Below are 10,790 nucleotides of genomic sequence, written 5' to 3'. Positions count from 1 at the left end.
CCCTGCTCCCTGCTCCCTGCTCCCTGCTCCCTGCTCCCTGCTCCCTAAAACCCAGGACTTTGTACCTTACGAGTATGATAATTGCTAGATAGAATACTAACTAGATAGAAAACCTTCCACCTCAGCTAATGTAGGTTGAGCTGCGATCGCACCAGGTTTGAGAGTGGTCAGTGCCCCTACTGCACTGGCATAGGTAACCACATCTTTGGCAACGGTTGGATCACTCAGACTCGACCGGTCACGGTGGCATAGTTGATAAATAATGCCGCCAGTAAAGCCATCTCCGGCACCGGTTGTATCCTGGACTGCTACAGAAAATGCTGGTAATTTACCTTCGTTTCCTCCCAGATAGTAGGCGCAGCCTCGTTCCCCGGCTGTGACTAATACCCCTTTGACTTTATCCAACCGTTGTGCGATCGCTTTTGGATCAGCAGTGCCAAACAAAAACTCTCCCTCCTCATCAGTCAGTTTCAGGAAGTCCGCTTGCTGGATCATGTCTTGAATAATTTCAATGGCTGTGTTGGCATCATTCCAAAAGACCGGTCGCCAGTTCACATCTATAAATATAGAGACCTGGTGTTGTTGTGCCAACTTAACTGCTTGATTAATTGCTGCCTTACTGTCGGGATAGGCTAATTCCAGAGTCCCCAATACCAGAAATTTAGCTTCTTTAAATAGTTCAGTGGGCAAGTGATCCGCTTGAAGTCGTGTATCAGCGAATTCTGTGGTATCGATATCACCAAATCCAGCAAAACTGCGATCGCCTGAGGCATCTCGCACTACATAGACTATCCGTGTGGGAGCTGTACCATGACGCTGTACTCCCGTACCATCGACACCAACATCCTTTAACAACTCTACCAGTGTTTCTCCTGGCTGATCTTGACCAATACAACCGATAAATGCAGTGGGTATACCCAGCTTTACTAAAGCACAAGCAGTATTCGCTGGTGCGCCACCGGGATAGTCTGTCCAAGACTCCACCTGTTCTAGGGGTTTTCCTGGCTGATTAGACAAACGGTCAAACAACATTTCACCAGCACAGATCACCTGGGGACTTGTCATGAGGCTATTCCTTACCTACCAAATGTAATTGAACGGTGATTCGGGTAGTCTATCGCCCATCTTCTAAGAAGGAAGTGGCGCGCAAGCATTTCACCCAAACTGACATCAAATTATACTGTAGGTTTATTATTATCTCCCGAGTAATTAACATAACCGGGATTATCAGTACTTCAGTTCCCCTATATGCGCAATAGTTTTAAGGAATAGTTTTAACTCTGGTGGGAAGTAGTTCTATTAGTGGAAATGGCAGGTATTTGATGGGATCACCTACGGTGCCTCTCTGTCCAACGCCGGGAAGTCTGTGAGGTGTACCTTAACTCTACCTAGTTTTCCGGAAAACGAATAAAACAAGGAGAAAAGTGGGCAAGCATAACGTCGCCCATTTCTCTCCTTGGGCAAAGTAAGCTATTTTTACTCGTAAATAAAGACGATAAAAATCGATTAATTCAGCGTTTTTATGAACGGAACACCTAAAAGCGATTGGCCTAAGCCGGGGCACTATACATTACTGGCTTGCAGTGATCATTGATTTTCCTGTCGTCTATTGTTAACTTTTTGAGGCGACAAAGATAACAAAAGCAATATTTGCCGATGACGAGCAAATAGGTATACTTATGAATAAGCGATCGCATTCCCCGTCAATGGTGCGATCGCTGATGCAGTAAACATAATTCACTTAGATTAATCATGACACAATATTTTTCTGATGAAATAGCCGATCGAAGTGAAATCAAACTAGGGGAAGTCCTACTGGACGTTTTCCTGATTCCTTCGACCAAAACGATATTACTTAGTCGAACACAAACATCATCAAGTATCGGTAAGCCCGAAAACTCGTTCTTACAATTTTTAAAAGGCAAATCCCTAGAAGCCTCTCAGTGTAAAGTATTTCAATCCGATAAATGGCAAAAAGTGAAAGGCAGCAATAAAGCAATCGCTGTCACTTTCCCTCAAGAAGCTGCTTTGTACTGGAAGTACTGGCTCAAGCGAGGTAACAAGATAGCTGACAACCTGGTGACGGCCTCAATAGTCGAGTCGATCACCAGAAGAGCAGACAAAGCCTTTGGAATAGTTCGAGGAGAAGAGGAATACAACAAGCTCTTTAATGAAAATATGAACCTGAAAGCTGAGGTAATCGACCTTCGCAACAACGACCAATGTTGGAAGCACATTAACCAGGAACTGAATCAGCAACTAGAAGATCTCTCATTAGATATGGCGAACCCAGACATCCTGAAAGAAGAAAATGCCCGTTTAATGCGAATTCTGCGGAAGTACAACATCAACCCCTCAGCACCAGAGAATTACATCTGATCAACTCATTCCATCCACTTTTGCCCCGGCAGTCGCTGGGGTTTTCCATGATTGAGGCGATCACCTTAATCATGGAAAACCCTTGCTAAATCTTACTCCCGGCATTTTTCGCGATTCCCCAGCTTCAAAAGGTATATGGGGTAGGGTTTCTACGTCCGGCACTTTTGAGGCTTCACCCAATCTGGATCGCAGACACCGACCAATCGGTCGATTACCCTGGTTCTCATCACAAGCAACCCCTAAACCTTTAGGGGTGTATACTTTACACTCACCTTCGGCCAACACAAGAACAAATAAAGGCCAACTAATATTAAGTGTAGTTATCTTTTAGTTATTCCTAACAGTAGTAAAAAAGATAATGATTTGACGTCTTAATGCCTGTAACGGGAGTTATTGGGACTTCCGTGGTGGGAAGTAGTTCTATTAGTGGAAATGGCAGTAATCGGATTTAGCAGTATTTAATTTTTCCCTCTAATTTCCCCTGAAATTCACTTTTTATTATTTTTGATTTTGTTGGCAAAAATAACGGGAAGTTAAAGACTTCCCGTAATGGTAAGTAGTTCCGCTGTCGGGATTATGTCACCTTGACTTACTCCTAATTACCTTTCCGAGGTAATAGCAAAACTTATTGTTCAAATACGCCTAATTGCCCCTATTTCAAAGCGCAAAACTGAATCAAGAAATGCTGATTTCCCATTCAAACCAAGCATTGATTCTGAAACTGAAAGTTCAGCCTCAGCAAAAGCACCTAATTCTTCTCTTATTTTTTGTCGTTTTGACCAACGGTGCTCATGTTTCTTCCGCATCTGAGTACGCCAACTTTCAGTAGTATTTACATAATGGGTAATAGAAAAATCTGTTGACTTTAGTATCATTTTCCAATCTACACAATTCACACTAAAGCTATTTTGATTATTTTTCGGAGACTCTAAGTATACAGTAAATATTAAGGGAGCATTTAATTTTAAAACACGGCTGATCTCTTTAAGAGCACGAAATGGATTTTTTGCTAAATAAAGCGAGTCTAATGATATAGCTGCTGCAATAGATTTTTCTTTTAAACCAATTTCATAAAAACTAGAAACTTGAAAATAAAATCTATTGATCTCAGCTGAATAGGCAGTTGCCTTTGCTTCCTGAATAGCAACTTCTGAAAAATCTATTCCAATTAAATAAAAATCAAGTTCTCTAGAGAGCCATTTTCCCAATCCCCCAAAACCACAACCTATATCAAGAATAAAATTTTTGTTAGTGTTACTTTCACAAGAGATATGTTTTTGCAGTAAATTTTTATATTTTTTCAAATCACCCTTTGCCAAGAAACCATTACATCTGAGAGATGTAATTTCATCATCTTCTGTAATTTCAGCGTCAATTTTTTCTAAGACGTTATTGCAAATTTTTCGAGCATAAATAGAGTTGTAGATAGATGGATTTATTTTAACTGATAAAGACATCTTGGTATTTATTTATAGCATCTAATTAGGTGCAAAAAGTTAATTACACATTCTCCAGAACTCAAAGTCTTACAATGGGGTTATAGGGATTGGGAGTAGGTAATTAATTATAGCGTTTATCATAGCTATGAGGTACACATTATTTTTTACTTCTTCCCTCTTCCCTCTTCCCTCTCCCCTCTTCCCATATCCGCTGCTCCCTGCTCCCTAAAACCCAGAGATTTGTACCTCATGGGTATAAGACTTGCTATATGTGTAGGTGCTTACAACTTCAACGCAAAAGAAAAGCTAGTTGTCTGATAACCTAAACTTTTATAAAACTTATGTGCTTCCGTCTTACTAATGCCACTAGCAAGGCGAATGTATTGGCATTGCTCAGAATACGCTAAATTTTCGACATATTTCATTAGTTTTTTTCCAATTCCTCTATTACGCCAAGATTCATCAACTACCAAGTCATCAACATAAAGATGATGTCCCCAGCATAGATCATCTAAGATACGTAAACCAACAACACCTACAACCTTTTCGCCTATAAGACCATAAAAAAGCTTATAACCTGTGCCTTTAGCCAACTTTACTCTGTCTATAAATTCATCAAATGTCAGCTTATCTCGCAACTGATTTATGACGTTATAAACTAACTGCATATCTTGAACAGTTTGGGATTCCAAAATTTTAATATTTGAAAATGAAGTTTGTGTATTATGCTCCATCAAATGTTGATTCTCCGACTTCAGTTAAAGTAATTTGGTTAAATTCTGCCAGCCTTTTTTGCATGGTTTGATCTACAAAATCTGAATACCCTTTTTTTATGAAATCTTCAATTAGTTGAGCTGTATATTCAATATGCTTAGTTTCATCGGCAAGAAGTGAATTTAAAATTCGTGTAAGCCTAGCATGATTTTTTTTTGGGCAGTGAGCTAAAATCATTGGACGAAGAAGTAACTGGTGAATTCGTGTGCGAATCTCACCAATATTCATTTGAATCAGTTCATCAAGTACAATTTATTGCGATGAAGGAGGAGAGGGTTTTGGTACATCTTTTACAGTGTAACCAGGTGATAACTTATATAAAATTGAGCGAAGATTACTGTCAATCGCATCAGGAAAAGCAATGTCAAGCATTGCTATATATAATCGGGCATGTCGTGCTTCATCAATAGCATGATGACGAATTTGATCCGCTACTTCTGGAATTTCAGTTCGACTTGTCAAGTCCCATAACTTACTAGACCCTTCACCTTCTTTTGCCGCATTTGCAATCAAAGAATTAGCAAGCCAATTCGGATCACACGATACTTGACGATATTTTTCTCCATACCAAGACATGCCAAATGGTGGTGGATTCATCTTGCAAGCAGTAGATAAACTATCAGCATATCTTTCTAAATTTATATTATCTTCAGCTAAGGCTTTAAGAGTTAATTTCGCAATTATGTTCATAAGTAAGACACAAAATTTTAGGGAACAATTAAAGTTACGTACCTTTTTGTAAATTATAGGCTGAAATTATGACATTGCTGAATCAAGGAATGAGTATGAGTAAAATGGACATCTTGTTCGCCCGAAAAGATCAGGAACAGGTATTAAACAACGCCGAAATTATCACCCAATAAGGATTTCAGACAGTAAAAGCAGTGTTGCATCCATTGCCAACAAAGTTCTTGAGTAGGTATAGCTACCGATTACGCCAGTCGTCGATTGGTGGCTACTAGAGTTGCCACTCCAATTTTGAGTCCCGTCAACTCTAGTAGCCATTATTGTTATTTTTCGGGTTTCGGTTTTTCGCTTATGCCGTTACCGTACCGGATTTCAATATTTTGTCAACCCTTTCACCTAAATTATTGTAAAGGGAGCGTTGCAGGCAGTAAAGGCAGCGTTGCAGGCAGTAAAGGCAGCGTTGCAGGCAGTAAAGGCAACGTTGCAGGCAGTAAAGGCAGCGTTGCAGGCAGTAAAGGCAGTAGAGACAGTAAAGTTAGTAAGCGTTTGACCGCCAACAATAGAATCAGAAAGACGTACTTTCTTGACCTTTGCTAGAGCTTCAACGGCACTACGATCTTTATCACTGAGTTCAAAACTAATCTCATCCTCTAAAACTTCTGAGAATTCTAAATTTTCTATATCCACCATATTTTTCTAACTCATCACCAGTTAATTGTATACAAGGAATATATAGCAACCCTAAATGATTTGTGACAAGTGAGCCGCTTGTAACCCAGGTATAAAAAGGATCACGTTTCGGAAAATTACCACAACCTATTTAGAGCTGATTCGTAAACTCGCTGTAATCCTTGTAGGATAAGGCTTGCGTCAAAATAAAACAATTGAACTTTTTAATAGCTAAAAGACAATCATAGCAAGACTTTCAGACTTCTTAAGATTTACTTTACGAATTAGCTCTTAGGATTGCTACATATACATAATATTGACTTTTGATCAATTTAATCGCCATTTTGGCCGTTTAATCGCCATTTTGGCCGTTTAATTGTTTTACCCAGAAATTTTAGGGTCAAGGATGGAACAGCCCTGCGGACTCAAGCTGCTCAGATAGACCCGTGCCGGATGCTCAGTCAAGGGTAGAGCTGTGGTGAGAGAGAGTGATTTGGTAGTGAGGGTCACACTCATTTACTTATCAGAAGGGGGATTATCGGTATTTAAGCTAGAATGTCCAGGGGAAAATATCTGGAATGGGCTTGCATGTCTACCACAGTATCCCGCGTGGATATAAACTATAATGAAGTAGCTGATTTCGCTCAACTATTTACTGGGCAAGTTTTTTATCCTTTTTGATCCACTCCAGTTAGCAAAAATTAGCGAACGGTGAGTGCTAAGGCTGCCTGGATCAACGGTTTATACAATTGTTCGCTTAGCGTGACCTTTTGGCCATGGATGTTAATCCGGACAAAATGGCAGCCAACGCTGCATCCGACGCTGGTTGCTTTGGGTATATTGGCCGAACCATGGGACGAACGGGAATCCAACGGGTCTTGCTTCACCTCCCCTGTCTGGATCAGGGCAGACACCATCTATAAACAGGTCGTCAGGTGGGTCAGATGTGCCCACTTACAGGGTTGACCTATCCAGGTCTTCAACGCATTATATAGCATAGAAAGAGTTGGTTAGGACAATACTCTGAAGGCATGATCCAAAGCATCTTGTAAACAATCAAATTGATGAAGACTAGAGCCGCAAATAGTGTTTGAGTCGCGCCCAAAATTTCTCGATTTTGTTGAGGTCGGGGGAATAAGCACCGAAGAAATAGGAGTTTACATCCTGCCTGCTCGATTAATTTCTTGATGTAAGCAGAGTTATGAAAACTCGCGTTGTCCATCAGCACAATCTGGCCTGGTAACAGTTCTGGCCTGACTGAAAAACTCAACCCATCCCTCAATCAGTTTAGTGTTGCAGTATCCCACAAAAGTAATTGGGGCAAGGATCTGACGACAACAGGAAGCTGCTACCATGCGGGCTTCGCTCCGTTTTATGTCCTAATTTGAGATCGTAATATCGCGCATGATTTCTCGCACCAACCATAGGGGTAGTCTTCTGTATCATCAATTCCGGCTTCATCGACATAAACTAGTCTTTGTTGAGCGTACTGACCAAGATATTGGAGAAATTTGCCTCGTTCGAGTTCATTCCTTTCCTGGTATCCATAAGTTTTTTTTTTCGGGTAAAACCAATGCGCTTCAAAGCTTTGCCGATGGTGATCCGACTAATTTACTCTGGCCACTGTTGTGCCATCTCTTTTTGAGTTATTCCGCCGTTTTTTTGAGCAAATTGGCGAAACTCGTCTAAATCTCGGATTTTTGGCTTTGGTCCCCTTCGATAGTTCCGCTTGGCTTTAACAGTTCCTCTTTCTTCTCTAGCTTTTAGCCAAAGGTCTAAAGTATTTCGGCTAATTTTGAGCATCCGGCAGATCTGGGTTTTTTTCTCGCCACGATCTACTGCTGCTACCGCTTTTTCTCGAAAGTCATCGCTATAAGGTGATGGCATTTTTCCGACTTGCTACACCCTCTATTATGTCCTAATTATCCCTTTCTTTGCTATAGATTCAGGAGTTTTTTTCACAGCATTCCTATGGTATGAGTAGTTTATGTCCGAACGAATGCTGGCTCCCAATCACTAATGTTAAGTCTGGCAACTCCTTTCCAGATAAGCAGTTGAGCACTTTTGACTTCACTTTTTGTCAGTCAACCAGGTGCCTAACTCAACGGGCGATTTTCAACTTGAGTCTTACAAAACTGAGATGCACTCTGTCAAAAGCCTTTTAGTGGAACTTTAGATTTTGTGGGAAAAAAGAAAAGTTTTACTTATCGATATGCACAAGCCGTGACCCAAAATGAGTTCTATTTATAGTTTGTATTATTGCAGTGAGGCTGAGTCGGAAATGATTCAGGCTGAATCATTGAAATTTATAACGGGTGAGGGAATCGAAGGAGATCGGTATTTCCTTGGCAAGGGTACATTCTCCAGTGAATTGTCGGGAACTCCTGATTATCAAGTCACATTAATTGAATCAGAAGAGATCGATAAATTTAATAGTGATAATGGATTGAATCTCACCTATGGCTCATTTCGCCGAAATGTCATAACTCAAGGAATCAAATTGAATCCCTTGATAGGGAAAAAATTTTTAATCGGTGATGTTGTACTTGAGGGTATTAGGTATTGTGAACCTTGCTCTCATCTGGCTAAATTCCTTGGCCAAGAAGTCCTGTCTCAAATGCTAGGTCGCTGTGGCTTAAGGGCAAAAATCATTTCAGGTGGTGTTGCTACATCAGGTCAAGAGATAAGAGTTGTTGAGAAATAAGGGCGATCGCGCCTCTTCCTTCAGAAGGTTGGCGGTGATTATATGTTTATTCATCTTGATGGTTAGTTTTACACACTTTGACCCTATGTGATTAACCAGATCTATTCTCCTCGCTATGGAACTTATTTGAGTTGATCAAATTCCTTCTCACTAATCCCTAACTGCTTCAGTATTTCTCTAAATAACCAACTTCCAATCTCAGCATTACCATGAACAGGAATAGTGGTTGACCGTCCATCCGGATGCTTCCAACGGGCATGACTTCCTTTTTGACGAACTTTCTGAAAGCCTAATTGTTTAGCAACTTTTTCTAAGGTTTTAGCTTTAGCTGGCATGAAAAACAGTTACCTCGACATCATCAGGTAAAATTTTGCCTTCTTCGAGGTATTCTTCTTGAATCATCTCAAAAACAGGATTTAATTCACAGAGGGCTTCCTCAGGAGTTTCTCCCCAGGCATGACATCCTTTAATCGCTGGAATATAGGCGACAAAAGTTCCGTTGTCATCTGGACGTAAAATAATTTTATAGTCCTTTAATGATTTCATTATATCGGCTAATGTTGACTTCTTTTGAATTTTATCTAGGCAGGTTCGCATAGGGCTAGGAATTTCCACTCCTTGTGGTTTCTAGATCCTGTCTTATTTTTGATTTGTTCAAGGGACAGTTTTTTAATTTTTTATATGAGTCGATTTTCGCTTAGTGGTATTTGCTATCATGATTAATTACGTTTCTTTGATTAGATTTTTTGACTTAGTATAACACGATCGCCTTTGGCGGCTGCTTTGCAGCATCGCACAAGCGCGGAAGCTGAGACCTTGGCCTTTCGGCCACGCTAAGCGAATGGCCACGCTTTGGGAACGCTTCATCGCCTTTGGCGGCTGCTTTGCAGCATCGCACTTATTAAAGAGAAAATCTTAATGCCAAAGAGACGGGGCATAACTCTTTGAAGCAATTTCAACCTACAACCGATCAATCTCATCCATACTCAACCCTGTATATTGGGCAATATCCTGAGCGGGTAACCCTGCGGCCTTCATCTGCTTAGCAATCTGCTGTTTTTCTTCCTGTCTACCTTCTGCTCTACCTTGTTTGATACCTTGTTTGATACCTTGTTCTATGCCTTGTTCCAAGGTTTCATCAATTAAGGTTTGGGTAACATTGTACATATCCCGGTAGACCTTCAGACTATCCTGATATAGCGCTTGCTCCGCAGATGAAAAATTGGCAATCTCTGCAACATCAAATAACTGGGCAAACACATCCTCTTGCAACGGTAATGGGGGTTCATTCAGCTGGGCTAGGTGTTTGAATAAAAATAACCACTTGTCAAAATGGGACTCCAGCTGATCAAGAGACTTGGTAAATTTGGGTAGCTCAACATAAATAAACTTGAGCTTATCATAGAACACTTCACAGTGCTGATTTTTCAACTCCACTACATGTAGCAGTTCTGAATCGTGCTTGTGGTCATCAAATACAAAATCTAGGACGCCAACCGTATAAACTGCCGTGAGCTCATAGTTCCAAAATCCCTGTTCAGCCTGTTCTTGGATGGGGAAAGTAGAATAATAGACACTTCTATCCTTAAACAAATTTTGCTTAGCCTTCTGCATTTCTACGATGAACCGCTCACCAGTCTCGCTCTGACAATAAATATCAAAAATAGCCCTTCGATCCACTAAGGTATTGCCCAAAAACTCGGGATTCTTAAAGGTAACATCCTTCAGGTGATGATGGGGAGGCAACAGAGTATTCAAGAAGTCGATTAGCAGTGCCTTATTTGGCTCAGTGCCAAAGACACGTTTGAAGCCGAAATCTGTGAGCAAGTCAATGTATTTATCTGGCAAGGGGAAAACCATATCAAAATGCTTTTATGGCTGATAGGGAGTCGGGAGTCGGGAGTCGGGAGTCGGGAGTCGGGAGTAGGAAACTTATGTTTATAAATTCTAACAATTCCTAAACGGATTGCTATAGTATAGTGCTTTTAATCGCTATGATAAACACTGATAGATAGATTAACTATAGCGTTTATCCTATTTGTGGAATGGGCATCTTGCCCGTTATCAATATTCTGGGGCAGGCAGGATGCTCACTATACTCCTATTCATAGCTTGATTCAGCAACGCTAAACAGACGG

At 40.6% G+C, this 10,790-nt stretch carries 14 protein-coding genes; 2 read left to right on the top strand and 12 right to left on the bottom strand.

The genetic code is table 11. The features are described 5' to 3' along the window. Positions 1–96: 96 nt before the first annotated feature. Positions 97–1,065, bottom strand: a complete 969-nt coding sequence (locus tag BJP37_RS13680; RefSeq protein WP_075899512.1) for a carbohydrate kinase family protein — start codon at positions 1,063–1,065, stop codon at positions 97–99. Positions 1,066–1,752: 687 nt separating this feature from the next. Between BJP37_RS13680 and BJP37_RS13675 the strand changes: the two genes are divergently transcribed. Then, complete coding sequence (locus tag BJP37_RS13675) at positions 1,753–2,379, top strand: hypothetical protein (RefSeq protein ID WP_075899510.1); 627 nt, start codon at positions 1,753–1,755, stop codon at positions 2,377–2,379. Positions 2,380–3,011: 632 nt separating this feature from the next. Here the strand turns inward: BJP37_RS13675 and BJP37_RS13665 are convergent. The 8 genes from BJP37_RS13665 to BJP37_RS36490 form a co-directional block, all read right to left on the bottom strand. Further along, positions 3,012–3,836, bottom strand: coding sequence for a class I SAM-dependent methyltransferase (locus tag BJP37_RS13665; RefSeq protein WP_075899506.1), 825 nt, complete (start codon positions 3,834–3,836; stop codon positions 3,012–3,014). A 263-nt stretch (positions 3,837–4,099) separates the two neighbouring features. Next, positions 4,100–4,552, bottom strand: coding sequence for a GNAT family N-acetyltransferase (locus BJP37_RS13660; RefSeq protein ID WP_081431176.1), 453 nt, complete (start codon positions 4,550–4,552; stop codon positions 4,100–4,102). Further along, positions 4,542–4,820, bottom strand: coding sequence for a hypothetical protein (locus BJP37_RS34410; protein WP_081431175.1), 279 nt, complete (start codon positions 4,818–4,820; stop codon positions 4,542–4,544). Before BJP37_RS34410 ends, BJP37_RS13660 begins: the two co-directional genes overlap by 11 nt. 24 nt (positions 4,821–4,844) lie before the next feature. Further along, positions 4,845–5,282 carry a hypothetical protein gene (locus tag BJP37_RS34405; protein WP_081431174.1) on the bottom strand — a complete coding sequence of 146 codons (438 nt, stop codon included), beginning with the start codon at positions 5,280–5,282 and terminating at the stop codon, positions 4,845–4,847. 162 nt (positions 5,283–5,444) lie between these two features. Beyond that, positions 5,445–5,597: a hypothetical protein gene (locus BJP37_RS41940; protein ID WP_214607759.1), complete on the bottom strand. Its 153-nt coding sequence runs from the start codon at positions 5,595–5,597 to the stop codon at positions 5,445–5,447. Between the two features lie 78 nt (positions 5,598–5,675). Next, positions 5,676–5,969, bottom strand: a complete 294-nt coding sequence (locus BJP37_RS13650; protein ID WP_075899504.1) for a hypothetical protein — start codon at positions 5,967–5,969, stop codon at positions 5,676–5,678. A gap of 680 nt (positions 5,970–6,649) precedes the next feature. Next, a complete protein-coding gene (locus BJP37_RS36495; protein ID WP_143727604.1) occupies positions 6,650–6,865 on the bottom strand; it encodes a hypothetical protein in 216 nt (71 codons plus the stop codon). A 694-nt stretch (positions 6,866–7,559) separates the two neighbouring features. After that, positions 7,560–7,835: a helix-turn-helix domain-containing protein gene (locus BJP37_RS36490; RefSeq protein ID WP_143727603.1), complete on the bottom strand. Its 276-nt coding sequence runs from the start codon at positions 7,833–7,835 to the stop codon at positions 7,560–7,562. A gap of 394 nt (positions 7,836–8,229) precedes the next feature. On the opposite strand from BJP37_RS36490, the gene BJP37_RS13640 reads away from it, so the two are divergent. After that, the gene (locus BJP37_RS13640; RefSeq protein ID WP_214607758.1) at positions 8,230–8,652 is read left to right on the top strand and encodes an MOSC domain-containing protein; all 423 of its coding nucleotides are present in this window, start codon (positions 8,230–8,232) and stop codon (positions 8,650–8,652) included. Between the two features lie 122 nt (positions 8,653–8,774). On the opposite strand, the gene BJP37_RS13635 is transcribed toward BJP37_RS13640, so the two are convergent. From BJP37_RS13635 to BJP37_RS13625, 3 genes are all read right to left on the bottom strand, one after another. Beyond that, on the bottom strand, positions 8,775–8,987 hold the full coding sequence (locus BJP37_RS13635; RefSeq protein WP_075899500.1) for a type II toxin-antitoxin system HicA family toxin: 213 nt from the start codon (positions 8,985–8,987) through the stop codon (positions 8,775–8,777). Continuing rightward, positions 8,977–9,198, bottom strand: coding sequence for a type II toxin-antitoxin system HicB family antitoxin (locus BJP37_RS13630; RefSeq protein WP_075906071.1), 222 nt, complete (start codon positions 9,196–9,198; stop codon positions 8,977–8,979). Before BJP37_RS13630 ends, BJP37_RS13635 begins: the two co-directional genes overlap by 11 nt. Before the next feature lie 414 nt (positions 9,199–9,612). Then, positions 9,613–10,512, bottom strand: a complete 900-nt coding sequence (locus BJP37_RS13625) for an Rpn family recombination-promoting nuclease/putative transposase (protein ID WP_075899498.1) — start codon at positions 10,510–10,512, stop codon at positions 9,613–9,615. Positions 10,513–10,790: the final 278 nt, after the last annotated feature.

This window comes from Moorena bouillonii PNG, assembly GCF_001942495.1.
In the GTDB taxonomy this organism is placed as follows: Bacteria; Cyanobacteriota; Cyanobacteriia; order Cyanobacteriales; family Coleofasciculaceae; genus Moorena; species Moorena bouillonii.
This window is presented reverse-complemented; position numbering and strand designations above follow the sequence as displayed.

What these genes read in the sequence shown, in the direction of transcription:
- BJP37_RS13630 (WP_075906071.1), bottom strand. Translation starts at nt 9,198, where the DNA reads ATGAAATCATTAAAGGACTATAAAATTATTTTACGTCCAGATGACAAC.
- BJP37_RS34405 (WP_081431174.1), bottom strand. Translation starts at nt 5,282, where the DNA reads ATGAACATAATTGCGAAATTAACTCTTAAAGCCTTAGCTGAAGATAAT.
- BJP37_RS36495 (WP_143727604.1), bottom strand. Translation starts at nt 6,865, where the DNA reads ATGGTGTCTGCCCTGATCCAGACAGGGGAGGTGAAGCAAGACCCGTTG.
- BJP37_RS36490 (WP_143727603.1), bottom strand. Translation starts at nt 7,835, where the DNA reads ATGCCATCACCTTATAGCGATGACTTTCGAGAAAAAGCGGTAGCAGCA.
- BJP37_RS41940 (WP_214607759.1), bottom strand. Translation starts at nt 5,597, where the DNA reads ATGGCTACTAGAGTTGACGGGACTCAAAATTGGAGTGGCAACTCTAGT.
- BJP37_RS13640 (WP_214607758.1), top strand. Translation starts at nt 8,230, where the DNA reads ATGATTCAGGCTGAATCATTGAAATTTATAACGGGTGAGGGAATCGAA.
- BJP37_RS13680 (WP_075899512.1), bottom strand. Translation starts at nt 1,065, where the DNA reads ATGACAAGTCCCCAGGTGATCTGTGCTGGTGAAATGTTGTTTGACCGT.
- BJP37_RS34410 (WP_081431175.1), bottom strand. Translation starts at nt 4,820, where the DNA reads ATGAATATTGGTGAGATTCGCACACGAATTCACCAGTTACTTCTTCGT.
- BJP37_RS13625 (WP_075899498.1), bottom strand. Translation starts at nt 10,512, where the DNA reads ATGGTTTTCCCCTTGCCAGATAAATACATTGACTTGCTCACAGATTTC.
- BJP37_RS13675 (WP_075899510.1), top strand. Translation starts at nt 1,753, where the DNA reads ATGACACAATATTTTTCTGATGAAATAGCCGATCGAAGTGAAATCAAA.
- BJP37_RS13635 (WP_075899500.1), bottom strand. Translation starts at nt 8,987, where the DNA reads ATGCCAGCTAAAGCTAAAACCTTAGAAAAAGTTGCTAAACAATTAGGC.
- BJP37_RS13665 (WP_075899506.1), bottom strand. Translation starts at nt 3,836, where the DNA reads ATGTCTTTATCAGTTAAAATAAATCCATCTATCTACAACTCTATTTAT.
- BJP37_RS13650 (WP_075899504.1), bottom strand. Translation starts at nt 5,969, where the DNA reads ATGGTGGATATAGAAAATTTAGAATTCTCAGAAGTTTTAGAGGATGAG.
- BJP37_RS13660 (WP_081431176.1), bottom strand. Translation starts at nt 4,552, where the DNA reads ATGGAGCATAATACACAAACTTCATTTTCAAATATTAAAATTTTGGAA.